This is a genomic window from Aeromonas sp. 102P, assembly GCF_051920345.1.
Lineage (GTDB): Bacteria > Pseudomonadota > Gammaproteobacteria > Enterobacterales > Aeromonadaceae > Aeromonas > Aeromonas veronii.
Map to the genome: position 1 here is coordinate 1 of NZ_JBQBCZ010000004.1, position 20,686 is coordinate 20,686.

Sequence of the window (20,686 nt, forward strand, 5' to 3'; positions counted from 1 at the left end):
GGTTCTAGCGGATCACCTTCGTTTGAGTAGAAGAAAAAACGATAGCCATTGATCCGCAAAATCACTGGCATGAGGTCTCTCCATCAAGACCAAGTTTTCTCTCTACATCCTCCAGCGAAAATAGTTTTTCTTCTCCTTTTCGAACTCTCTCCATGATCTTTTCGACCTTGAGGAGTTCATCGGAAAACAGCCCTCGTTCTTCAACCATACGGTTAAGTTCTTGGATGGCCTCATGGTTATCACGCTTCCAACGGTCGGCCTCTGCGTTTTTCCGCTGGCCCAACTGATTGAACTTCGCTGCCATCTCTTTTTCCGGCACAAAGTCACCCACATTGGCCTCACTCAACGCAGCCTCAACCTCTAAGTTCTGCCAAGCCTCTTGGTCAAAATCACCTTGCATCTCTTGGTTCTCGTTTACCACGGTGGAGTATCATCAACCAGCGCCCGGTTCTTCCGTGCAGCTTTGGTTTCCGCTTTGAGCTGATTGATCTTCGCTTCAGCCTGCTCCGGCGGCAAAGTCTTCCGCCATTCAGCCCGCTGTGCGCTTCGTTCTGCCTTGGCTGCTCTTCGTTGCTTTTTCTCTGCCTGATCGGCCTTGTGCTGCGCCTTCTTGCTCTGTGGCTTATTTGGACCTGGCAAGGTTTTCCCTGTTTTCTCTGCGTGACGCTTTAATGCCGCAGCCTTGCGCTCTTCAAAGGTCAACGCCTTATCGATCAACCGCCCCCTTTGTATTGCCTCGCCCACCGCTTGCCCTGCAAGTTCAGGAGCGACGTCTACAACGTCCAGTTTTGCTCTTGGGGTAGGTCTGTTCTTCTTCTGCCGAGCCTGCTGCAACCGAGTAATTTCGCTCATCTCATCAGCAGGGTTGCGGAGGAGATCCAGCCCTGTAGCTCGCTTGTCTGCCTTGGCGTTTTTAGCAGCTTTTTCCCAGTTCAAACCACCCATCACACCTCCCTGACCTAAATAAACCCGGCTTCGCGCTGGTGACGCAGAGCCAAGATCACTACGGTTTCACCCTCTAGGCGGTAACGCGCTAGATAGCCACTGTCCCCAAAGGGGATCACCCATTCGCGGAACACCTCCGGGAGCCCTTCAATAGGACGACCCATCGCGGGTTGTTGCCCGAGCTGGGTAAGCGCCGAACGGATGGTTTGGGCTGCTCGCTGTGCAACAACCGGGCTCTTACTGTGCAAGAACTCGCGCAGCCGCTTAAGGTCACGCAGAGCAGCCGGAGAGAGGATCACTTGTGGCATGCAGGTGCACCACCTTCAATCTCGGTACCCCAACCAGCCAACCACTGATCGGCCTCCTCAAGAGAGACATGCAAACCAGTCTCCTGAAACTCCTGCCAAGCATCGAGGGTATCGCGGCGGAACGCCTCCTTGCGCTCTTCACGCTCAACATACTGGGTGATGGCTTCGCGCATCATCCAGTGCGCTGAACGGTCGCGGGCAGCAGCTAGCTGCTTGATCCGGCTTTGGGTATCGCTATCAAGTTTGATAGACATGGGTTTGGTAGCTGCGGACATAAGACCTCACTGTTAGCCAAAGGTATTACCTAGCGATACCTAAATTTACCACGCAATCTAAGCGCCGTCACAACCCGATTGCAGTACTGCAATGTCGCCCCCGAACTGGGGCGACTAGCGCAGTCTGTCGCCACTGGCTCGGGGGCCGCCAAGCGGAGCGCGGCAGAACGGGCTAGACCTTCATCCACCGCAGCAGCAGGGCCAACAACGCTATCCATGCCGCCACACCCCAAGAAGGGGTTGTAAGCCGGAACCCCAGAAATTTCCGTCACCCAAGATCAAGCCCCGCCACGAGAGCATCGAGGTCGATCATCTTGCCATCGCTCTGGAAGGTGTAGTGCCCGTTCAGCAGGATGTGCCGCCATGCCGCTGGCGATATCTGGGTGATGAGCGCGAGTACCTTGGCATTGGCGCTCGCCTCGTACTTCATCAGCAGCCGCGACAGGATGGCCGAGTTGTAGTAGATGACCGCGCTGGCGATCAGCCTTGCGCACTGGTTGCTGATTTCGATCTCGATGTCGGTGCGCCCGGTCAGCTCCTTCTTGCCGCCAACTTGGGCAATGGCCCCGCGTAGCTGGTGGTAGGACTCGATCCGATTCTGTGAGCGGTGCACATTGCGCTCCAGTTGTGGATCGCGCAGGTAGCGCAACGTATAGATGCTGCGGATGAGCTTGTCGAACTCGAACACCGCCCGCCGCGTCGGGTTCGACGTGGTGTAGGTGCACAGCTTGCGGATCAGCGCGCCCTGCGTCATCTCCTTCAGCCCGAGCGTAGCCACGATCTGGTCGAGGTTTGGCTTTTCGCTGACGATGAGTTGCCGGTCGACTTGGCCGATCGGCTGGATCAGGCACTTCTCGTACAGCGCCGGATCGTCGGCGCAATACAGTTCCTGCAACTGGCCTTCCATGTCGGTAAAGCGCGGCTCGAAGCGCAGGCCGAACCAATGCAGGATGGCGAAGTTGGCTTTGTTGACGCTGTGCATATCGCCGGTGATCGCAGTCGGCACGATGTCCGACGTGTTGCGATACCAGATGTCGAACACGTGATGGGCCTCGTAGTCGTGCGCGCCGATCAGGTAGCCGTTGAGCGGCACATGGTTGCACAGCAGCGTGTAGGCAACCACGCCCTTGCCGCGCCCGAAATACTTTCGGGAGTAGCGTGCCTTCACGGTCGGGCGCTCGACACCGAATTTCTGACCATCGACGGCACCGTACAGCACATCGAGGTCGAACGAGTAGTGAGGGAATATTGGTAGCGCGGCGATGGCGTTGCTGATGCCGTCGTTGGCCGCGTGCAGCGTTGCGTGGCGCAGGTACTGCTGGTAGGTGCTCTCCAGCACGTGATACGGGATGTCGCTGGTGCGCGCCATGACCTGATTGCCGTGGTTCATCGCCTGCGCGATGATGACCGCCATCAGGCTGTCTGCGTCGGCGACCTTCTTCGCATAGCGCGGCTGCAAGGGCGTCAGCACCGACAGGAACTGGCACTGGGCGTTGACGAAGCGGAACACGTCGGCCACGTCGCAGAACGGCAATTGCTCGTAGAACACCTTCTCGCGCGCCTTCGGGTTCTCACCCTTGGGCTTGCGCCAGGTCAGCTTCTGCGTGTCCTTGTTGTATTCCAAGTGCGTCAGCTTGCCCTGCTTTAGTTCGCGATTGAAGGCCAGCCATTGCGTGTGCAGCTCAGCCCCTAGCGCATCGAGCTGGGAATTGACCGGCTGCCGCAGGAATGGGATGTCCATCTGAGCGAGCACGTCGGCCTTCTCGTCCATCGAAACCAACTCGTCGGAGAAATGTCGGTGCTGCAAGCTGTCGTCGAGATAGAGTTCTCCCGACTGAAAGCGCTTCCTGACCTGGCGGTACAGCCAGAACTCGTAGCGGTCGGCGTGCAGGCCCGTTGGCTTGCCATCGGCATCGAATGTCAGCAGGTACGACCGCAAGCGTTTCGGCAGTGTGGCCGCTGGACATTCGGCGAGCGGCCGTTGCGACAGGCGCTGCTGTTTGGCGAACACGCCCTTAGTCCAGGCCAGCGCTGCGAGCCACGGGCTGTCCGGATCAGTGCTGGCGAAGTCAAGCGCGACGTACAGCGGCCGTAAATGGCGGCGAATGCGCTCGGCCAGGATGTCCACTGCCTGCCAGTGCAGCGACAGCTTGCTCACAGGCTTGACGCTCATGCGCTGCGCGGTGCTCTGCAACGCGTCCTTGGCCATGATTTTGTACGCGCGCTGGCGCACCTCACCGAACGGCGTCGGATCAGTCACGCTATCGTCGACGTACAGTGACAGTAGGCGGCCAACCTGCGGTGTGTCTTGCTGCCGGCGCGCCTGCTCGGCGACGAAGGACTGCTTCGCGCCCGCGCTGCTTTCGTCCTCCAGTTGTTTCATGTGGTATGCCATCGCATCGACCAGGTTGTCGGAGAACTGCCGGTAGCGCACCCAGGCATAGCACAGCAGATAGAGGTGGGTCTGATCGGCCTTCAGGTAGCGCAGGTCGTGGATGGTGTAGAAGTTCGCCAGGCTCGCGTAGTAAAGCAGATTTTGCTGCGAGATGCCGAGCTTGGGCAGCAGCGCCTTGGCGATGCTATGCAGCGGTTCCAGCGTGGCGCGCTTTTCCCGTTCGCGGGCCATCTGCCGCCAGCCGAAGTCCTTGGCGTCCTGCTTGAGCGCTGCCAGTTGCGAAAGGGTGTCATCTCGTACCAGGAGCTGGCCAAGCGCAGTCTTGGCCGGTTCGTCCAACACCTCCGCCAGCAGGCCACCCAAGCGCCGACGTTCGGCGGACAGGGCTTCGCTGACCAGCGCTTGCAGGGTGGTGTAGCCCGGCCGGATGATCTTGTGCTCATTGAGCCAGACGATCAGTTCAGCGGCGATGAACCCCGGCATCACGTCGCGCCGCACGGTCTGGGCGGCCTGTTGCGCGAGCTGGGGCAGGAAACCGGCCACCCACGACCGGTAGCCGAACAACTCCGCGATCCGCTCGCGCTGGGCATAATGCTCGTGTTTGGTGATCGGCTTGTGCTCGAATGGCTCACTGTGGAAATACTGGCTCAGTACGAAGGCGCAATCGTCCACAACTTCGCTCCAGGCGAAGCGAAAGAAGGCGTGCTTGGCCTTGAAGTAACCGATCTGCAAGATGCAATAGACTTGGGCAGGAAGGCCGGGACGGCTGCTGGCAAACGCCAGTTCCGTTTCAGTCAACGCCAAGTATTCCAGCCGCTGGACGTCATCGAAATCTGGCAAACCGTACAGGGCTTCCTGCTCGGCGTCCGAGAGGACGGTGAGCAGCTTATTCTTGTTGCTCATCGGCAGCCTTTCCCGCGCCACGCCAGCCCACTCGCGCCAAGGTTTCGATCAAGGTGGTGCGCTTGACGCTGAAATTACGGCACACCGCTGCCTTAGACATGCCGCCATCGAGCGCGGCGACGATAGCATCCAGCTTCTCGCCGACGATGGCGGGTGGGCGTCCGCCGATCCGGCCACGTTTGCGGGCGGCGGTTAGTCCCGCGACGACGCGCTCCTGGATCAAGGCGCGCTCGTATTGTGCGAGGGCGCCGAACACCTGAAACAGGAACTCGCCCGATGGCGTCGTGGTGTCCAGGTTCTCCGTCAGCGAGCGGAACGCAACCTTATTATCCTTGAGCGAGGTCACGATACCGAGCAGATGCGACAGCGAGCGGCCGAGCCGGTCGAGCTTCCAAACTACCAGCACATCGCCGGATCGGACGAATTCGAGGGCCCGAGCCAAGCCTGCGCGGTCATCCTTTGCGCCAGAGGCTCGATCCTCGAACAGGTGCCGAGCATCGACGCCAGCGGCGAGCAGCGCATCACGTTGCAAGTCCGTGCTTTGGCGGTCGGAATCCGACGACACGCGCATGTAACCAACCAACATAGGCGGATAACCATCAAAAATAGGTTTCCGTATGGTAGTGCATGGCGACATGGTTTTCCGCACAATTTTGAGGCCATTCAGCGGGAGGTGCACACGACTGTTGAGGGTGTGTCGTAAAACAAGTGTTTTACGACACCACAAATGCGCCTTGCGTTAATGCAGTCGTTGTCGAATAATGATTGCATCGAATGCATTATTGCGAGGTGATTCTATGGCGATGCTGACAGTACGCAATTTGCCCGACGACGTGCACCGCGCATTACGGGTGCGGGCCGCACTACATGGGCATAGCACCGAAGCTGAGGTGCGGGAGATTCTGGCGGTAGCGGTCAAGCCAGAGTCACGTGTTCGCATGGGTGAAGCCCTCGCAGCACTGGGTCGTACAATCAGTCTGACAAACGAGGATTTCGAGGTATTCGACCAAGTGAGAGACAAGACGCCGGCCAAGCCGCTGGGGTTTGAATGATCGTCCTCGATACCAACGTTGTTTCCGAAGCGATGAAGCCCGAGCCGCACCCGGCCGTGCGAGCATGGTTGAACGATCAAGCCGCCGAAACACTGTACCTGACTAGCGTAACACTGGCCGAGCTGCTGTTTGGCATCGGTGCGCTTCCAGCCGGTAAACGCAAGGACATGCTGGCACAAACCCTTGACGGTCTGATGGGGCTGTTCAGGGATCGGGTATTACCATTCGATACCGATGCAGCACGACGCTTTGCCGAGTTAGCTGTGACAGCCAAGAACGGTGGGCGAGGATTCCCAACGCCTGATGGCTATATCGCCGCGATTGCGGCTTCGCGAGGGTTCATCGTGGCGTCAAGTGACACAGCACCTTATGAAGCTGCCACCGTGGCCGTCATCAATCCGTGGAAAGTATAAGAGCATCGGAAATGCTGCAATGCAATAGATACCCAGGGTTGGATGCCAATGAGATTATTCGTCTAACTTCGGCAATCGGCCAGCTGCGGACATAGCGACAGTGAAAAATCGTCAAGCTCGAACGACAGGTAACTGATCCCTAAGCCGCCATCAATCACTTTATTTGTCAGTCTCTTGGTCGGCCAAAGTGGTCAGTCACGGCAATAGCCGACAGCGTCCGCTCTCGCTCAAGAAGCAGCCTGTCACCGACTAAGAGGGTTGGCTCTACGTTTGAGTTCAGGGACGGCCCGTCGGTGTCCAACCACTGTTAGGCCATATCCGCTCGGATGTGCCTGCCCTACTCATCGTTACCGAACCTGCGCCGTAGTCCCTGAATGATTGATTGATAAGTATACATTCTAGAATGTATACTAAATGACTCTGCAACTCTTGGCACTAAATATGACAACCCCAAAAGGCCGACGGTGGACCCTCCTTGTGACCGTCGCAGCAGCGCTTCTTCTGCTTACCCTGGACAACTCGATCCTGTACACCGCGTTGCCCACTCTGACGCGTGACTTGGGGGCCAGCAGCCTGCAAGCGCTGTGGATCATCAACGCCTATCCACTGGTGATGGCCGGGATGCTGCTCAGCACCGGAACGCTTGGTGACCGCATCGGGCACCGGGAGATGTTTTTGGGCGGGCTGTGCGTGTTCGGCCTTGCGTCAATAATAGCCGCGTTCGCGCCAACTGCCTCCGTGCTGATTGGTGCGCGTGCGTTGCTGGCTGTGGGTGCGGCAGCCATGATGCCCTCCACGCTAGCTCTGATCTTCATCACTTTCAGGGATGAGCGCGAGAGGAATCTGGCGCTCGCCATATGGGGGTGCATGGCCATTGTCGGAAGCGCGCTCGGCCCCATCGTGGGTGGATTGTTGCTCAATCACTTCTGGTGGGGCTCGGTCTTCCTGCTCAACGTACCGGTGGTCATCGCTGCACTCGTCAGTGCATTGGTCGTGACGCCGCGAGTGAAGCCAGATACATCCAAACCATGGGATCTGATCTCTGCAGTGCAGGCCTTGTTTGCACTGTCCGGTCTGGTTGTCACCATCAAAGAGGTTGCCCATGCACCTTCTTCCTGGGCACTTGCCGGGACGGCTTTGGCCGTCACCGTTGTTGCGGGCATGCTCTTCGTCCGTCGCCAGGCGCGTCTTACTTACCCTCTGCTGGATTTCGCTATTTTTCGCAATTCAGCGCTTATGGCAGGTGTGTTGGCCTGTGCATCTGCCTTGTTCGGCGTTGCCGGTCTGCAACTGATCGTTACCCAGCGTTTTCAGCTTGTCGCAGGGTTTAGCCCTCTGGAGGCTGGACTGTTGGTGTCAGCCGTTGCACTAGGAGCACTGCCCAGCGTAGTGCTCGGTGGCGCATTTGTGCACCGGATCGGCTTGCTTGTGCTCATCGGTGGTGGTCTTGCGTTGGGTACTGTAGGTGTCTTCTTGACCAGCTTCGGCTTGCATGTCAGCCTGGGATGGGTCATTGCCGGCCTGGTAGTGACCGGGTTTGGACTGGGTTCGGTGATGTCAGTCGCCTCCAGCGCGGTCGTCGGTAATGCACCCTCTTCGAGAGCAGGCATGGCTTCTTCAGTCGAAGGCGTTTCCTATGAATTCGGCGCGTTGTTGGCGGTCGCACTGCTTGGCAGCTTGTTGGCGGGTCTTTATTCTTCTGGCGTGGTTTTGCCCGCAGGCGTCTCCGATAATGCGCGTGACAGCATGGACCAAGCGCTCGCGATAGCGGCCCAAAACGGCACAGATAGTGCCGCCCTCATTGCAGCCGCCTCCACAGCGTTTGATCGCAGTTTTGAGATTGTTATCGTTGTCATTGCCGCCGTACTGAGCATCAGCGCATTGGTGACGTCTGTCTTGCTCCGAAACCACGGACCGGGGTCGTCAGCCTTCAGCAGCGATTCACACTGAAAGAAAGAGAAGACCATGCGCCCCAGCAATCGCAGCAAAATTTTGGATGCCGCCGTACGCGTCATTCATCGTGACGGCTTGATCGGCGTCACCTTTGATTCCGTTGCGGCGGAGGCCAGCGTGACGCGGGGCGGAATGATGTACCACTTCCCTTCGCGGGAAGCGCTTGTTCAGGCAATCCACGAGCACTTGGCCGCGCAATGGGAGGCCAGCCTGGAATCAGTCGCAGGCAGACCGAAGTCAGAGGCAACACCCACAGAGCGGGCCATTGCGTATGCACGTACTAGCGCACGAAGCGCTAATCGCGCGGAATTGCTTTCTGCACTTCAATCGAGTGAAAGCACTGCGACAGCGGCTGCCTGGGACACGGTGCTTGAAGGCTGGGCTTCTCCAGCGCCGGAGCATCTCGACGACCAGGCCGTTCTTGATCGATTCATTGCGCGACTCGCAGCGGATGGACTCTGGGTATATGAGTCATTGACGGGGAAGAAATTGCCAGACCAGATCAGGGATGCTATTGCCGCGCAAATCGTGAGCGTCATTGAATCGGCTTCGCTCAGGGTATCGAACAAGTAATTCGGTAAATGCACCGTCCGTTTTGCGGCTCTGATTTTGAACACAGCAGCTTCCGCTTTGAGTCGATAGCGGCAGTCGTCGATTGTCACCGCGACAGGCCGCTTTGGCCGAGGTGCTGACGGATTACTGGTTCAGGTGAGCGGCTGGTTTAGGTTCAGAAACCTGCCGTAGCCCATGAAAATATCATCAGGCCGTTAAGGGCACCGAAGCGACGCTCGGGCTGCGACCAATATCAAGTGTCACTCTCTATCGCATTGCACAATATAAAATTCCATTAGCTTTCAATGCTCTATATTTCCCGTATTCTGAAACAACCCACTTGTTTGGAGTCAATAGCACGGATTAACTCAATGGCGGCTGGTGAAACGACTGTTAGGTCTACCCCTGCGAGCGGGTAATGCGACGGTGACGGAAATTTCTGGGGTTCCGGCTTACAACCCCAAGAAGGCCCCGCTAAAGCGCTGTAGAGCAGCCCAAGGCCCAACCAGTACGCAACCCAGTACAGCAGGGCTTTCGCCGCGAACAAGGCGGCCATTGCCGCCACGGTATGCCACAGCATCAGCCCCGGAAACCGATCACTCAATCGCACCTCAATCCACCTCCACGCCTGCATCGAGCAACCGTTGCCGCCATGTATCGGCGGACAACAGGGCATAGTGGGCCACCTGCTGGCGCAGGTATTCGGTATCAATGACGATCCAGCGGCTGCCGTCGTCATCGATCATCCAGTCGATGGTCGCATCGAGGAGGTCGATCAGCGGCTTTCCATCGGCCCATAGCCACGGTGAGCCTTTATAGATCGCCAGTTCGTACTCAACCGGGGGGAACTGGCGAATATGCGCCACCGTGTCAGGTGTACCCAACCGACCTGATTTCATACCCGATCTCCTTAATTATTGTCACTGTGACGATATATCACATGCTAAATCCACGATCTCGCCGCTGCTCTTTTCGCAGCTCCGCAGCCCTGTCGGCGATCAGCGCTGCGCCTTCTGAAAGGCGTTCAGCGCCTTGCTCAAGTCGTTGACACTGCTGTTCAAGCTCCCAAGCGCAGTCCCTGTGACTCTGTTCGAGTGCTCTACCCCGCTCTGCAACGTATCGAACGCTCTCTGTAGCTCGCTGCATAGCGTCCCGCAGCTCGCCAGCGCACTGGTGCAAGCGGTTTGCAACTCGCTCAAAGAGCGCGCCTGCTGCTGCAATTGCAGCTCCAACGCCGCCGTTTGCTGCTGGTGTGCCGTTTCTATCCGCTCCAGCCTGTCGAGCAGTATCCGCTCCAGTTCGGTCATTCAGTTCACCTCCACGGCCATCTTGCCGCTCTTCGTTTCGAACGGTTTCCCCATGCTGGGGGCGAGGATGTAGCCCTTGCCATCCTCGCCCTTGGCGTAACTCACCCCATTGGGGAGTTGGGCCAGCGTGGCTTTCGCGCTGCGGATCTCGCTGTTCAACCGTTGAACCTCGCTGCCCATCCAGCTCAATACCCCCCAGCTCCCCAGCCCGATCCCCACGGAGGTGCATACCCCGACCAGCAAGGCTTTGAGCCAAACGCTGGAGACCAGCTTGAGGGTGTTGGTCTCGCTCTGGGCCTGCTCCAAAACCTCCCTCAATGGAACGGTCGAATCGGTGATCTGTTGGGGCAAGCCCTCGATCCCTTTCTTGATAGCGCCCACGGTTGTATTCAGCTCGTCGCTCACACGCTTCTCTAAGTCTTTCTTGAGCTCGTCGAGCACCGCTTTCGCTAACTTCTCCACCTCGCCCAATTCCTGCTCTTGCCGCTGCTTGAGCCTCTCGCTCAAGCGTTCTTTCTGCTGTCCAAGACGCTCCATAGAGTTCCCCTTTTAACCGGATAGCTTTGGGATAGCCCTCCGGCTTGATGCTGGTGTAATCGGCCCCCGTGCGCGTGATTTCGCACCCGAGCGAGGTTTGTAGGTAGTCCCGCAGCTCCGCCGCATTGGAGATCACTCTCTGCTCGGCGGCTGCGAATAGGTGGTCGGTGATCTGTTTCTTGATGGCTGTCTTATCGCTCTTGTCCTTGAACGCCTCGAAGTCTGGCCGTAGCAACCGCGCCCGAAGCGGGTCGTCTGGCCGCGCCCAGCCCCTTTCGTGGTTGTGTTTATCCCTCACCGCATCGAAGGCTTTACGGTGACCAGGTGGGGCCGGGTTGAACGATTTGCCTGTGCCCAGGTGAACACGGGGGATCAGGATGTGGACGTGAACCCCGCCATCCGGTTCGTCGTGCTGGACCGCCGTCAGGTGGACGTCTTCCGGCTCCAACCCAGCAAACGCCACCGCCTCGAAGTCCGCCAAAACCGCCGTGATCTCGTCGGCGGTCGGGGCCTCTTCCGCCGCCCACGAGATCACGGCACTCCGGTATCGATGCTGGAACGGCAGCGAGTCGGCCACCGCCGCGAACAGCACCGGATCGCCCCGCAGTACCGTCACCCCTGCCCGTGGTTCACCTGTGTGATCGTGCGAGCCCATGAGGTAGGCCGAAGCACGGGCACCGCTGCCCGTACCGTGGGAGAGGAATTTAATGAGCATCGTCGCGCCCCTTGGCCGCAGGCTTGGGGGGCGGCGGCAACTGGGGCAGCAGGCGGCCCGCCTGTGCCTCGATGCTGCGCAGCAGGGCCAGCAACTCCACCAGTTGCACCGACGAGCCGGCCAACCGGCATTCGTTCAGGGCTCGGGCTATCTGGTTGAGGTTGTTGCTCATCCCGGCCAACTGGCGCATCAACACCGGATCGGCATCGTTGCTGGTATCGCGGACACGGACGGGACGGCGTTGGGGCGTCGGCAAATTCGTCTGCTGGTTGGCATCGACCGCCCCCCGGATCCAGTCCGATACGCTGAGCCCGGATGCTGTCGCACGCTCGCGCCATTCGGCTGCGGTCGGCTTGTCGATCCTGACGCTGACGGTGGTTATCTTTTGGGCCTTGGACACGCTGCCTCCGGCGGTGGGTTTAGGGGGATTGAAGGGGCATAGCCCCTCACCAGCCCCGTGTTACGTTGAGCCGCGAAGCAGGTGAAAACGTAATACGGGTCGGCTGGCTTAAACCAGTACAGCAAAAAAAAACAGGGGGGCGGCAACTTGCTATTTATCGTCACAGTGACACATAATCAATTACCGTTACAGTGACAGGAAATAGCTCCATGAAGGACGCCACAGATAAGGGAACTGGGGACATGTTTGGCATCAAGCGCGGACGGGGCAGGCCAAAAACCGGATCAGCCAAAACAGGGGCAGAACGACAAGCGGCCTACCGGGCAAAGCAGCAGGATAATAACGTTACTGTGACGATAAATAGGGCGCTGATGGAGGGGCTGGCCGCCCAAATGCAGGCGATCAGGGATGGGGGATCGGCGGTGGTGCTGACACAGGAGCAAGCCGGGGAAATCCTTCGGGCACTGCGAACAGCAGAAACCAAACAGCTCCGGGGATAAGACCTATTGCCCACAGGCCAAACACACGGCCTGATGGACAACCCTTCGGGATCGGCCTTACCCCCCTCGCCAAGATCCTCTCTCTAATGGCTCTCTAGGGAAAAAGAACGCCCTTTCGGGCGCTGTTATCTGATATAGGCTTTGTTTCGCGATCGCTATTTTGAAATCTTGGCGTACTTGCTAACGGTACTGGCCGAGATGTTGAGATCGTCGGCTATGGTGCTGTGCGGGTATCCGGCAGCCTTCATGCTCTGGATGGCCTCCCATAGTGCCCAGTTCGTGGACTTGGGCCTCCCCCCGCCCTTGGATACCTTGCCACCAATGCGCCCCCCCTTAGCCCCTCTGATGGCCTGAATCTCGGGGGTATGTGTCCGATCAACGTAATCCGCAAACGAGGTCGGGGTAAGGTGCCGCCAGATCCAACGGGCGATACTCTTGGCCGTGGCCTTGATCTCACTATGGGGCAACGGGCCACCTTGCTCACGCCCAAACGCATTAGCGCTCTCACAAGCGACACGGACAGCCTCAGCCCATGCTTCATAGCCATTGGGCCGCCAATACTCCCGCACCGCACTGTAGCCCCATTCCCGCACGCTATCGAACACCGTGACGTTACGCCCCAGTCCGCTAACCTCTTTGCCGCTGCGGCGGTTGTAGGCTGCTAAATCCGCATCTGGGCAGAACTCGGCGAGGTAGTCGAGGGAATAGGGCGCATGGTTATGCCATACCGTCCACCAATCGCTGTGTACGGGGTTTTTGGTGATCAACCCAACGTACCCCATGTCAGCGCCCAGCCGCTTCGCCAGAACATGCTCTATGGCCGCTAGATAGCGCAGTGGCTTTAACCTGGCTGCATTGGTTCGCGCCACTGGCGCGGCCAGCAGATAGCCAAGGTGGTAGTTGCCGTTTTCGGGGTTGATCGCGATCCAATGCGGCGCAGGCAAGCCACGCTCTCGCCACTCTTGATGCCCTTCTCGCCGCTGCTCATAGGGCTTTCTGTCCACATCAAACACAATACAGGAGACATACGGCGGTGGGTTATGCTGAATGTGACGGAAGGCCAGCGCAGTTGCCTGCGGGCGGATATGCAGACCCAACGCCGGATCGTCGGTGCAGTAGGGGCGAAGAGGGAGCCGTTCGACGAACTCGGCGGCTTGAAGCGCTGGTTTTACCATCGAACACCGCGCTTATTGGCGGTGCAGTCTTGTGTGAGATCGGTCATGTGATATGCTTTCTCTGTTCTTAGTGAACGGCCCCGAATTACTGTTTCCTCCGCCAAGATGAAACGCAGTAGTTCGGGGTTTGTCTTTTCTGGACAGTACGTTAACGCAGTACCTACGCCTGAGCAACGTTAGTCGCTTCTAACTTTCTTTCACCTTTACCGACCCATCTTCCTCATCTGGCAGTTCTGGGGCTCGCTCGCTTATGGAAAGACACATCATCCCGATGTAATGGGCCAAATAGGGATCAACCTCTCCACCATCCAGCCAGCTATCAATGATGTTTGCAGCCTGATGGAGATCGTTCATATTCATGTGCCACTCTGGTGAGTCCACACCATAAATCTCTTCTAACGTCACCCTTCCCCCACCCTCAATTAAGCAGCTCGGTGTGGCCTGTGGGTTATATCACCTTGGCCCGCCAACAAACCTGCAATAGAAATATCCTCATCCAGCTCATCCCAATGAATGCCTTGCTGGCTAAGTTCGTACTGGGTCAACTGCTCCGGTTTTGCTCTCATTAGGCGAGGAAACCAAACAAGGGGCACCCCAATGATCCTTCCATCTAGCAACTCAACCCACATGCTGTTTTCATCAAACCGAACAAACTTAGGCGAAATATTCATGCCATTTCTCCGCGAAAAACACCCTGTGTTCTGTTGCGATGGCAATAAACTCTCGCAACTCCCGTGCCCCAAAGCCATCGTTTCTGGAAAGAAACGCCTCTGGCTCTAGCCAGATTTTTGCCTCATTGCCCGCATTTGAAACGTGGATGTGGGCCGGTTCTAGCGGATCACCTTCGTTTGAGTAGAAGAAAAAACGATAGCCATTGATCCGCAAAATCACTGGCATGAGGTCTCTCCATCAAGACCAAGTTTTCTCTCTACATCCTCCAGCGAAAATAGTTTTTCTTCTCCTTTTCGAACTCTCTCCATGATCTTTTCGACCTTGAGGAGTTCATCGGAAAACAGCCCTCGTTCTTCAACCATACGGTTAAGTTCTTGGATGGCCTCATGGTTATCACGCTTCCAACGGTCGGCCTCTGCGTTTTTCCGCTGGCCCAACTGATTGAACTTCGCTGCCATCTCTTTTTCCGGCACAAAGTCACCCACATTGGCCTCACTCAACGCAGCCTCAACCTCTAAGTTCTGCCAAGCCTCTTGGTCAAAATCACCTTGCATCTCTTGGTTCTCGTTTACCACGGTGGAGTATCATCAACCAGCGCCCGGTTCTTCCGTGCAGCTTTGGTTTCCGCTTTGAGCTGATTGATCTTCGCTTCAGCCTGCTCCGGCGGCAAAGTCTTCCGCCATTCAGCCCGCTGTGCGCTTCGTTCTGCCTTGGCTGCTCTTCGTTGCTTTTTCTCTGCCTGATCGGCCTTGTGCTGCGCCTTCTTGCTCTGTGGCTTATTTGGACCTGGCAAGGTTTTCCCTGTTTTCTCTGCGTGACGCTTTAATGCCGCAGCCTTGCGCTCTTCAAAGGTCAACGCCTTATCGATCAACCGCCCCCTTTGTATTGCCTCGCCCACCGCTTGCCCTGCAAGTTCAGGAGCGACGTCTACAACGTCCAGTTTTGCTCTTGGGGTAGGTCTGTTCTTCTTCTGCCGAGCCTGCTGCAACCGAGTAATTTCGCTCATCTCATCAGCAGGGTTGCGGAGGAGATCCAGCCCTGTAGCTCGCTTGTCTGCCTTGGCGTTTTTAGCAGCTTTTTCCCAGTTCAAACCACCCATCACACCTCCCTGACCTAAATAAACCCGGCTTCGCGCTGGTGACGCAGAGCCAAGATCACTACGGTTTCACCCTCTAGGCGGTAACGCGCTAGATAGCCACTGTCCCCAAAGGGGATCACCCATTCGCGGAACACCTCCGGGAGCCCTTCAATAGGACGACCCATCGCGGGTTGTTGCCCGAGCTGGGTAAGCGCCGAACGGATGGTTTGGGCTGCTCGCTGTGCAACAACCGGGCTCTTACTGTGCAAGAACTCGCGCAGCCGCTTAAGGTCACGCAGAGCAGCCGGAGAGAGGATCACTTGTGGCATGCAGGTGCACCACCTTCAATCTCGGTACCCCAACCAGCCAACCACTGATCGGCCTCCTCAAGAGAGACATGCAAACCAGTCTCCTGAAACTCCTGCCAAGCATCGAGGGTATCGCGGCGGAACGCCTCCTTGCGCTCTTCACGCTCAACATACTGGGTGATGGCTTCGCGCATCATCCAGTGCGCTGAACGGTCGCGGGCAGCAGCTAGCTGCTTGATCCGGCTTTGGGTATCGCTATCAAGTTTGATAGACATGGGTTTGGTAGCTGCGGACATAAGACCTCACTGTTAGCCAAAGGTATTACCTAGCGATACCTAAATTTACCACGCAATCTAAGCGCCGTCACAACCCGATTGCAGTACTGCAATGTCGCCCCCGAACTGGGGCGACTAGCGCAGTCTGTCGCCACTGGCTCGGGGGCCGCCAAGCGGAGCGCGGCAGAACGGGCTAGACCTTCATCCACCGCAGCAGCAGGGCCAACAACGCTATCCATGCCGCCACACCCCAAGAAGGGGTTGTAAGCCGGAACCCCAGAAATTTCCGTCACCCAAGATCAAGCCCCGCCACGAGAGCATCGAGGTCGATCATCTTGCCATCGCTCTGGAAGGTGTAGTGCCCGTTCAGCAGGATGTGCCGCCATGCCGCTGGCGATATCTGGGTGATGAGCGCGAGTACCTTGGCATTGGCGCTCGCCTCGTACTTCATCAGCAGCCGCGACAGGATGGCCGAGTTGTAGTAGATGACCGCGCTGGCGATCAGCCTTGCGCACTGGTTGCTGATTTCGATCTCGATGTCGGTGCGCCCGGTCAGCTCCTTCTTGCCGCCAACTTGGGCAATGGCCCCGCGTAGCTGGTGGTAGGACTCGATCCGATTCTGTGAGCGGTGCACATTGCGCTCCAGTTGTGGATCGCGCAGGTAGCGCAACGTATAGATGCTGCGGATGAGCTTGTCGAACTCGAACACCGCCCGCCGCGTCGGGTTCGACGTGGTGTAGGTGCACAGCTTGCGGATCAGCGCGCCCTGCGTCATCTCCTTCAGCCCGAGCGTAGCCACGATCTGGTCGAGGTTTGGCTTTTCGCTGACGATGAGTTGCCGGTCGACTTGGCCGATCGGCTGGATCAGGCACTTCTCGTACAGCGCCGGATCGTCGGCGCAATACAGTTCCTGCAACTGGCCTTCCATGTCGGTAAAGCGCGGCTCGAAGCGCAGGCCGAACCAATGCAGGATGGCGAAGTTGGCTTTGTTGACGCTGTGCATATCGCCGGTGATCGCAGTCGGCACGATGTCCGACGTGTTGCGATACCAGATGTCGAACACGTGATGGGCCTCGTAGTCGTGCGCGCCGATCAGGTAGCCGTTGAGCGGCACATGGTTGCACAGCAGCGTGTAGGCAACCACGCCCTTGCCGCGCCCGAAATACTTTCGGGAGTAGCGTGCCTTCACGGTCGGGCGCTCGACACCGAATTTCTGACCATCGACGGCACCGTACAGCACATCGAGGTCGAACGAGTAGTGAGGGAATATTGGTAGCGCGGCGATGGCGTTGCTGATGCCGTCGTTGGCCGCGTGCAGCGTTGCGTGGCGCAGGTACTGCTGGTAGGTGCTCTCCAGCACGTGATACGGGATGTCGCTGGTGCGCGCCATGACCTGATTGCCGTGGTTCATCGCCTGCGCGATGATGACCGCCATCAGGCTGTCTGCGTCGGCGACCTTCTTCGCATAGCGCGGCTGCAAGGGCGTCAGCACCGACAGGAACTGGCACTGGGCGTTGACGAAGCGGAACACGTCGGCCACGTCGCAGAACGGCAATTGCTCGTAGAACACCTTCTCGCGCGCCTTCGGGTTCTCACCCTTGGGCTTGCGCCAGGTCAGCTTCTGCGTGTCCTTGTTGTATTCCAAGTGCGTCAGCTTGCCCTGCTTTAGTTCGCGATTGAAGGCCAGCCATTGCGTGTGCAGCTCAGCCCCTAGCGCATCGAGCTGGGAATTGACCGGCTGCCGCAGGAATGGGATGTCCATCTGAGCGAGCACGTCGGCCTTCTCGTCCATCGAAACCAACTCGTCGGAGAAATGTCGGTGCTGCAAGCTGTCGTCGAGATAGAGTTCTCCCGACTGAAAGCGCTTCCTGACCTGGCGGTACAGCCAGAACTCGTAGCGGTCGGCGTGCAGGCCCGTTGGCTTGCCATCGGCATCGAATGTCAGCAGGTACGACCGCAAGCGTTTCGGCAGTGTGGCCGCTGGACATTCGGCGAGCGGCCGTTGCGACAGGCGCTGCTGTTTGGCGAACACGCCCTTAGTCCAGGCCAGCGCTGCGAGCCACGGGCTGTCCGGATCAGTGCTGGCGAAGTCAAGCGCGACGTACAGCGGCCGTAAATGGCGGCGAATGCGCTCGGCCAGGATGTCCACTGCCTGCCAGTGCAGCGACAGCTTGCTCACAGGCTTGACGCTCATGCGCTGCGCGGTGCTCTGCAACGCGTCCTTGGCCATGATTTTGTACGCGCGCTGGCGCACCTCACCGAACGGCGTCGGATCAGTCACGCTATCGTCGACGTACAGTGACAGTAGGCGGCCAACCTGCGGTGTGTCTTGCTGCCGGCGCGCCTGCTCGGCGACGAAGGACTGCTTCGCGCCCGCGCTGCTTTCGTCCTCCAGTTGTTTCATGTGGTATGCCATCGCATCGACCAGGTTGTCGGAGAACTGCCGGTAGCGCACCCAGGCATAGCACAGCAGATAGAGGTGGGTCTGATCGGCCTTCAGGTAGCGCAGGTCGTGGATGGTGTAGAAGTTCGCCAGGCTCGCGTAGTAAAGCAGATTTTGCTGCGAGATGCCGAGCTTGGGCAGCAGCGCCTTGGCGATGCTATGCAGCGGTTCCAGCGTGGCGCGCTTTTCCCGTTCGCGGGCCATCTGCCGCCAGCCGAAGTCCTTGGCGTCCTGCTTGAGCGCTGCCAGTTGCGAAAGGGTGTCATCTCGTACCAGGAGCTGGCCAAGCGCAGTCTTGGCCGGTTCGTCCAACACCTCCGCCAGCAGGCCACCCAAGCGCCGACGTTCGGCGGACAGGGCTTCGCTGACCAGCGCTTGCAGGGTGGTGTAGCCCGGCCGGATGATCTTGTGCTCATTGAGCCAGACGATCAGTTCAGCGGCGATGAACCCCGGCATCACGTCGCGCCGCACGGTCTGGGCGGCCTGTTGCGCGAGCTGGGGCAGGAAACCGGCCACCCACGACCGGTAGCCGAACAACTCCGCGATCCGCTCGCGCTGGGCATAATGCTCGTGTTTGGTGATCGGCTTGTGCTCGAATGGCTCACTGTGGAAATACTGGCTCAGTACGAAGGCGCAATCGTCCACAACTTCGCTCCAGGCGAAGCGAAAGAAGGCGTGCTTGGCCTTGAAGTAACCGATCTGCAAGATGCAATAGACTTGGGCAGGAAGGCCGGGACGGCTGCTGGCAAACGCCAGTTCCGTTTCAGTCAACGCCAAGTATTCCAGCCGCTGGACGTCATCGAAATCTGGCAAACCGTACAGGGCTTCCTGCTCGGCGTCCGAGAGGACGGTGAGCAGCTTATTCTTGTTGCTCATCGGCAGCCTTTCCCGCGCCACGCCAGCCCACTCGCGCCAAGGTTTCGATCAAGGTGGTGCGCTTGACGCTGAAATTACGGCACACCGCTGCCTTAGACATGCCGCCATCGAGCGCGGCGACGATAGCATCCAGCTTCTCGCCGACGATGGCGGGTGGGCGTCCGCCGATCCGGCCACGTTTGCGGGCGGCGGTTAGTCCCGCGACGACGCGCTCCTGGATCAAGGCGCGCTCGTATTGTGCGAGGGCGCCGAACACCTGAAACAGGAACTCGCCCGATGGCGTCGTGGTGTCCAGGTTCTCCGTCAGCGAGCGGAACGCAACCTTATTATCCTTGAGCGAGGTCACGATACCGAGCAGATGCGACAGCGAGCGGCCGAGCCGGTCGAGCTTCCAAACTACCAGCACATCGCCGGATCGGACGAATTCGAGGGCCCGAGCCAAGCCTGCGCGGTCATCCTTTGCGCCAGAGGCTCGATCCTCGAACAGGTGCCGAGCATCGACGCCAGCGGCGAGCAGCGCATCACGTTGCAAGTCCGTGCTTTGGCGGTCGGAATCCGACGACACGCGCATGTAACCAACCAACATAGGCGGATAACCATCAAAAATAGGTTTCCGTATGGTAGTGCATGGCGACATGGTTTTCCGCACAATTTTGAGGCCATTCAGCGGGAGGTGCACACGACTGTTGAGGGTGTGTCGTAAAACAAGTGTTTTACGACACCACAAATGCGCCTTGCGTTAATGCAGTCGTTGTCGAATAATGATTGCATCGAATGCATTATTGCGAGGTGATTCTATGGCGATGCTGACAGTACGCAATTTGCCCGACGACGTGCACCGCGCATTACGGGTGCGGGCCGCACTACATGGGCATAGCACCGAAGCTGAGGTGCGGGAGATTCTGGCGGTAGCGGTCAAGCCAGAGTCACGTGTTCGCATGGGTGAAGCCCTCGCAGCACTGGGTCGTACAATCAGTCTGACAAACGAGGATTTCGAGGTATTCGACCAAGTGAGAGACAAGACGCCGGCCAAGCCGCTGGGGTTTGAATGATCGTCCTCGATACCAACGTTGTTTCCGAAGCGATGAAGCCCGAGCCGCACCCGGCCGTGCGAGCATGGTTGAACGATCAAGCCGCCGAAACACTGTACCTGACTAGCGTAACACTGGCCGAGCTGCTGTTTGGCATCGGTGCGCTTCCAGCCGGTAAACGCAAGGACATGCTGGCACAAACCCTTGACGGTCTGATGGGGCTGTTCAGGGATCGGGTATTACCATTCGATACCGATGCAGCACGACGCTTTGCCGAGTTAGCTGTGACAGCCAAGAACGGTGGGCGAGGATTCCCAACGCCTGATGGCTATATCGCCGCGATTGCGGCTTCGCGAGGGTTCATCGTGGCGTCAAGTGACACAGCACCTTATGAAGCTGCCACCGTGGCCGTCATCAATCCGTGGAAAGTATAAGAGCATCGGAAATGCTGCAATGCAATAGATACCCAGGGTTGGATGCCAATGAGATTATTCGTCTAACTTCGGCAATCGGCCAGCTGCGGACATAGCGACAGTGAAAAATCGTCAAGCTCGAACGACAGGTAACTGATCC

The 20,686-nt window shown here is 58.2% G+C and carries 27 protein-coding genes; 7 read left to right on the forward strand and 20 right to left on the reverse strand.

The genetic code is table 11. The features are described 5' to 3' along the window. Positions 1-61: 61 nt before the first annotated feature. From ACTG1K_RS22825 to ACTG1K_RS22850, 6 genes are all read right to left on the reverse strand, one after another. Entirely contained in the window at positions 62-400 is a 339-nt protein-coding gene (locus tag ACTG1K_RS22825) for a type II toxin-antitoxin system CcdA family antitoxin (protein ID WP_440006884.1), read from the reverse strand. A gap of 14 nt (positions 401-414) precedes the next feature. Further along, a complete protein-coding gene (locus ACTG1K_RS22830; protein ID WP_439963658.1) occupies positions 415-945 on the reverse strand; it encodes a hypothetical protein in 531 nt (176 codons plus the stop codon). A 14-nt stretch (positions 946-959) separates the two neighbouring features. Further along, positions 960-1,253 carry a type II toxin-antitoxin system RelE/ParE family toxin gene (locus ACTG1K_RS22835; RefSeq protein WP_439973439.1) on the reverse strand — a complete coding sequence of 98 codons (294 nt, stop codon included), beginning with the start codon at positions 1,251-1,253 and terminating at the stop codon, positions 960-962. Next, complete coding sequence (locus tag ACTG1K_RS22840; protein WP_231556881.1) at positions 1,241-1,507, reverse strand: CopG family ribbon-helix-helix protein; 267 nt, start codon at positions 1,505-1,507, stop codon at positions 1,241-1,243. Before ACTG1K_RS22840 ends, ACTG1K_RS22835 begins: the two co-directional genes overlap by 13 nt. A gap of 289 nt (positions 1,508-1,796) precedes the next feature. After that, the gene (locus ACTG1K_RS22845) at positions 1,797-4,826 is read right to left on the reverse strand and encodes a Tn3 family transposase (protein ID WP_092320637.1); all 3,030 of its coding nucleotides are present in this window, start codon (positions 4,824-4,826) and stop codon (positions 1,797-1,799) included. Further along, a complete protein-coding gene (locus ACTG1K_RS22850; RefSeq protein ID WP_092320636.1) occupies positions 4,810-5,412 on the reverse strand; it encodes a recombinase family protein in 603 nt (200 codons plus the stop codon). Before ACTG1K_RS22850 ends, ACTG1K_RS22845 begins: the two co-directional genes overlap by 17 nt. Before the next feature lie 211 nt (positions 5,413-5,623). Here ACTG1K_RS22850 and ACTG1K_RS22855 point away from each other — a divergent pair, with 211 nt between their 5' ends. From ACTG1K_RS22855 to ACTG1K_RS22870, 4 genes are all read left to right on the forward strand, one after another. After that, entirely contained in the window at positions 5,624-5,878 is a 255-nt protein-coding gene (locus ACTG1K_RS22855) for a FitA-like ribbon-helix-helix domain-containing protein (RefSeq protein WP_092320635.1), read from the forward strand. After that, entirely contained in the window at positions 5,875-6,291 is a 417-nt protein-coding gene (locus tag ACTG1K_RS22860) for a type II toxin-antitoxin system VapC family toxin (RefSeq protein ID WP_439963656.1), read from the forward strand. Before ACTG1K_RS22855 ends, ACTG1K_RS22860 begins: the two co-directional genes overlap by 4 nt. Positions 6,292-6,705: 414 nt before the next feature. Beyond that, on the forward strand, positions 6,706-8,241 hold the full coding sequence (locus tag ACTG1K_RS22865; RefSeq protein WP_339581855.1) for an MFS transporter: 1,536 nt from the start codon (positions 6,706-6,708) through the stop codon (positions 8,239-8,241). A gap of 15 nt (positions 8,242-8,256) precedes the next feature. Beyond that, positions 8,257-8,817 carry a TetR/AcrR family transcriptional regulator gene (locus ACTG1K_RS22870; RefSeq protein ID WP_092320633.1) on the forward strand — a complete coding sequence of 187 codons (561 nt, stop codon included), beginning with the start codon at positions 8,257-8,259 and terminating at the stop codon, positions 8,815-8,817. Between the two features lie 590 nt (positions 8,818-9,407). On the opposite strand, the gene ACTG1K_RS22875 is transcribed toward ACTG1K_RS22870, so the two are convergent. The 4 genes from ACTG1K_RS22875 to ACTG1K_RS22890 all read right to left on the reverse strand — a co-directional run bounded on the left by ACTG1K_RS22875 (position 9,408) and on the right by ACTG1K_RS22890 (position 11,755). Beyond that, complete coding sequence (locus tag ACTG1K_RS22875; protein WP_429052765.1) at positions 9,408-9,695, reverse strand: hypothetical protein; 288 nt, start codon at positions 9,693-9,695, stop codon at positions 9,408-9,410. A 99-nt stretch (positions 9,696-9,794) separates the two neighbouring features. Then, positions 9,795-10,103: a mobilization protein gene (locus ACTG1K_RS22880; protein ID WP_223932338.1), complete on the reverse strand. Its 309-nt coding sequence runs from the start codon at positions 10,101-10,103 to the stop codon at positions 9,795-9,797. Then, on the reverse strand, positions 10,104-10,640 hold the full coding sequence (locus tag ACTG1K_RS22885) for a DUF1640 domain-containing protein (RefSeq protein WP_429052763.1): 537 nt from the start codon (positions 10,638-10,640) through the stop codon (positions 10,104-10,106). A 704-nt stretch (positions 10,641-11,344) separates the two neighbouring features. Further along, a complete protein-coding gene (locus ACTG1K_RS22890; RefSeq protein ID WP_429052761.1) occupies positions 11,345-11,755 on the reverse strand; it encodes a MobC family plasmid mobilization relaxosome protein in 411 nt (136 codons plus the stop codon). Between the two features lie 209 nt (positions 11,756-11,964). Here ACTG1K_RS22890 and ACTG1K_RS22895 point away from each other — a divergent pair, with 209 nt between their 5' ends. Continuing rightward, the gene (locus tag ACTG1K_RS22895; protein ID WP_368158657.1) at positions 11,965-12,255 is read left to right on the forward strand and encodes a hypothetical protein; all 291 of its coding nucleotides are present in this window, start codon (positions 11,965-11,967) and stop codon (positions 12,253-12,255) included. Positions 12,256-12,410: 155 nt separating this feature from the next. Here the strand turns inward: ACTG1K_RS22895 and ACTG1K_RS22900 are convergent, their stop codons facing one another. From ACTG1K_RS22900 to ACTG1K_RS22945, 10 genes are all read right to left on the reverse strand, one after another. Then, positions 12,411-13,430 (reverse strand): replication initiation protein, encoded by a 1,020-nt coding sequence (locus ACTG1K_RS22900; RefSeq protein WP_439973437.1) that lies wholly within the window; start codon positions 13,428-13,430, stop codon positions 12,411-12,413. A gap of 186 nt (positions 13,431-13,616) precedes the next feature. Beyond that, positions 13,617-13,790, reverse strand: a complete 174-nt coding sequence (locus ACTG1K_RS22905) for a hypothetical protein (RefSeq protein WP_440006886.1) — start codon at positions 13,788-13,790, stop codon at positions 13,617-13,619. Between the two features lie 62 nt (positions 13,791-13,852). Next, positions 13,853-14,101, reverse strand: a complete 249-nt coding sequence (locus tag ACTG1K_RS22910; RefSeq protein ID WP_439963653.1) for a DUF2442 domain-containing protein — start codon at positions 14,099-14,101, stop codon at positions 13,853-13,855. Further along, on the reverse strand, positions 14,085-14,327 hold the full coding sequence (locus tag ACTG1K_RS22915) for a DUF4160 domain-containing protein (protein WP_439963652.1): 243 nt from the start codon (positions 14,325-14,327) through the stop codon (positions 14,085-14,087). The genes ACTG1K_RS22910 and ACTG1K_RS22915 overlap by 17 nt, the downstream gene beginning before the upstream one ends. Beyond that, on the reverse strand, positions 14,318-14,656 hold the full coding sequence (locus tag ACTG1K_RS22920) for a type II toxin-antitoxin system CcdA family antitoxin (protein WP_440006884.1): 339 nt from the start codon (positions 14,654-14,656) through the stop codon (positions 14,318-14,320). The genes ACTG1K_RS22915 and ACTG1K_RS22920 overlap by 10 nt, the downstream gene beginning before the upstream one ends. 14 nt (positions 14,657-14,670) lie before the next feature. After that, positions 14,671-15,201, reverse strand: a complete 531-nt coding sequence (locus ACTG1K_RS22925; RefSeq protein WP_439963658.1) for a hypothetical protein — start codon at positions 15,199-15,201, stop codon at positions 14,671-14,673. Between the two features lie 14 nt (positions 15,202-15,215). Further along, positions 15,216-15,509 (reverse strand): type II toxin-antitoxin system RelE/ParE family toxin, encoded by a 294-nt coding sequence (locus tag ACTG1K_RS22930; RefSeq protein ID WP_439973439.1) that lies wholly within the window; start codon positions 15,507-15,509, stop codon positions 15,216-15,218. Next, a complete protein-coding gene (locus ACTG1K_RS22935) occupies positions 15,497-15,763 on the reverse strand; it encodes a CopG family ribbon-helix-helix protein (protein WP_231556881.1) in 267 nt (88 codons plus the stop codon). Before ACTG1K_RS22935 ends, ACTG1K_RS22930 begins: the two co-directional genes overlap by 13 nt. A gap of 289 nt (positions 15,764-16,052) precedes the next feature. Continuing rightward, positions 16,053-19,082, reverse strand: a complete 3,030-nt coding sequence (locus tag ACTG1K_RS22940) for a Tn3 family transposase (protein ID WP_092320637.1) — start codon at positions 19,080-19,082, stop codon at positions 16,053-16,055. After that, positions 19,066-19,668 carry a recombinase family protein gene (locus tag ACTG1K_RS22945; RefSeq protein WP_092320636.1) on the reverse strand — a complete coding sequence of 201 codons (603 nt, stop codon included), beginning with the start codon at positions 19,666-19,668 and terminating at the stop codon, positions 19,066-19,068. The genes ACTG1K_RS22940 and ACTG1K_RS22945 overlap by 17 nt, the downstream gene beginning before the upstream one ends. A gap of 211 nt (positions 19,669-19,879) precedes the next feature. On the opposite strand from ACTG1K_RS22945, the gene ACTG1K_RS22950 reads away from it, so the two are divergent. Then, positions 19,880-20,134 (forward strand): FitA-like ribbon-helix-helix domain-containing protein, encoded by a 255-nt coding sequence (locus ACTG1K_RS22950; RefSeq protein ID WP_092320635.1) that lies wholly within the window; start codon positions 19,880-19,882, stop codon positions 20,132-20,134. Continuing rightward, positions 20,131-20,547 carry a type II toxin-antitoxin system VapC family toxin gene (locus tag ACTG1K_RS22955; protein WP_439963656.1) on the forward strand — a complete coding sequence of 139 codons (417 nt, stop codon included), beginning with the start codon at positions 20,131-20,133 and terminating at the stop codon, positions 20,545-20,547. The genes ACTG1K_RS22950 and ACTG1K_RS22955 overlap by 4 nt, the downstream gene beginning before the upstream one ends. Positions 20,548-20,686 lie beyond the last annotated feature (139 nt).

What these genes read in the sequence shown, in the direction of transcription:
- ACTG1K_RS22825 (WP_440006884.1), bottom strand. Translation starts at nt 400, where the DNA reads ATGCAAGGTGATTTTGACCAAGAGGCTTGGCAGAACTTAGAGGTTGAG.
- ACTG1K_RS22830 (WP_439963658.1), bottom strand. Translation starts at nt 945, where the DNA reads ATGGGTGGTTTGAACTGGGAAAAAGCTGCTAAAAACGCCAAGGCAGAC.
- ACTG1K_RS22835 (WP_439973439.1), bottom strand. Translation starts at nt 1,253, where the DNA reads ATGCCACAAGTGATCCTCTCTCCGGCTGCTCTGCGTGACCTTAAGCGG.
- ACTG1K_RS22840 (WP_231556881.1), bottom strand. Translation starts at nt 1,507, where the DNA reads ATGTCTATCAAACTTGATAGCGATACCCAAAGCCGGATCAAGCAGCTA.
- ACTG1K_RS22845 (WP_092320637.1), bottom strand. Translation starts at nt 4,826, where the DNA reads ATGAGCAACAAGAATAAGCTGCTCACCGTCCTCTCGGACGCCGAGCAG.
- ACTG1K_RS22850 (WP_092320636.1), bottom strand. Translation starts at nt 5,412, where the DNA reads ATGTTGGTTGGTTACATGCGCGTGTCGTCGGATTCCGACCGCCAAAGC.
- ACTG1K_RS22855 (WP_092320635.1), top strand. Translation starts at nt 5,624, where the DNA reads ATGGCGATGCTGACAGTACGCAATTTGCCCGACGACGTGCACCGCGCA.
- ACTG1K_RS22860 (WP_439963656.1), top strand. Translation starts at nt 5,875, where the DNA reads ATGATCGTCCTCGATACCAACGTTGTTTCCGAAGCGATGAAGCCCGAG.
- ACTG1K_RS22865 (WP_339581855.1), top strand. Translation starts at nt 6,706, where the DNA reads ATGACTCTGCAACTCTTGGCACTAAATATGACAACCCCAAAAGGCCGA.
- ACTG1K_RS22870 (WP_092320633.1), top strand. Translation starts at nt 8,257, where the DNA reads ATGCGCCCCAGCAATCGCAGCAAAATTTTGGATGCCGCCGTACGCGTC.
- ACTG1K_RS22875 (WP_429052765.1), bottom strand. Translation starts at nt 9,695, where the DNA reads ATGAAATCAGGTCGGTTGGGTACACCTGACACGGTGGCGCATATTCGC.
- ACTG1K_RS22880 (WP_223932338.1), bottom strand. Translation starts at nt 10,103, where the DNA reads ATGACCGAACTGGAGCGGATACTGCTCGACAGGCTGGAGCGGATAGAA.
- ACTG1K_RS22885 (WP_429052763.1), bottom strand. Translation starts at nt 10,640, where the DNA reads ATGGAGCGTCTTGGACAGCAGAAAGAACGCTTGAGCGAGAGGCTCAAG.
- ACTG1K_RS22895 (WP_368158657.1), top strand. Translation starts at nt 11,965, where the DNA reads ATGAAGGACGCCACAGATAAGGGAACTGGGGACATGTTTGGCATCAAG.
- ACTG1K_RS22900 (WP_439973437.1), bottom strand. Translation starts at nt 13,430, where the DNA reads ATGGTAAAACCAGCGCTTCAAGCCGCCGAGTTCGTCGAACGGCTCCCT.
- ACTG1K_RS22905 (WP_440006886.1), bottom strand. Translation starts at nt 13,790, where the DNA reads ATGAATATGAACGATCTCCATCAGGCTGCAAACATCATTGATAGCTGG.
- ACTG1K_RS22910 (WP_439963653.1), bottom strand. Translation starts at nt 14,101, where the DNA reads ATGAATATTTCGCCTAAGTTTGTTCGGTTTGATGAAAACAGCATGTGG.
- ACTG1K_RS22915 (WP_439963652.1), bottom strand. Translation starts at nt 14,327, where the DNA reads ATGCCAGTGATTTTGCGGATCAATGGCTATCGTTTTTTCTTCTACTCA.
- ACTG1K_RS22920 (WP_440006884.1), bottom strand. Translation starts at nt 14,656, where the DNA reads ATGCAAGGTGATTTTGACCAAGAGGCTTGGCAGAACTTAGAGGTTGAG.
- ACTG1K_RS22925 (WP_439963658.1), bottom strand. Translation starts at nt 15,201, where the DNA reads ATGGGTGGTTTGAACTGGGAAAAAGCTGCTAAAAACGCCAAGGCAGAC.
- ACTG1K_RS22930 (WP_439973439.1), bottom strand. Translation starts at nt 15,509, where the DNA reads ATGCCACAAGTGATCCTCTCTCCGGCTGCTCTGCGTGACCTTAAGCGG.
- ACTG1K_RS22935 (WP_231556881.1), bottom strand. Translation starts at nt 15,763, where the DNA reads ATGTCTATCAAACTTGATAGCGATACCCAAAGCCGGATCAAGCAGCTA.
- ACTG1K_RS22940 (WP_092320637.1), bottom strand. Translation starts at nt 19,082, where the DNA reads ATGAGCAACAAGAATAAGCTGCTCACCGTCCTCTCGGACGCCGAGCAG.
- ACTG1K_RS22945 (WP_092320636.1), bottom strand. Translation starts at nt 19,668, where the DNA reads ATGTTGGTTGGTTACATGCGCGTGTCGTCGGATTCCGACCGCCAAAGC.
- ACTG1K_RS22950 (WP_092320635.1), top strand. Translation starts at nt 19,880, where the DNA reads ATGGCGATGCTGACAGTACGCAATTTGCCCGACGACGTGCACCGCGCA.
- ACTG1K_RS22955 (WP_439963656.1), top strand. Translation starts at nt 20,131, where the DNA reads ATGATCGTCCTCGATACCAACGTTGTTTCCGAAGCGATGAAGCCCGAG.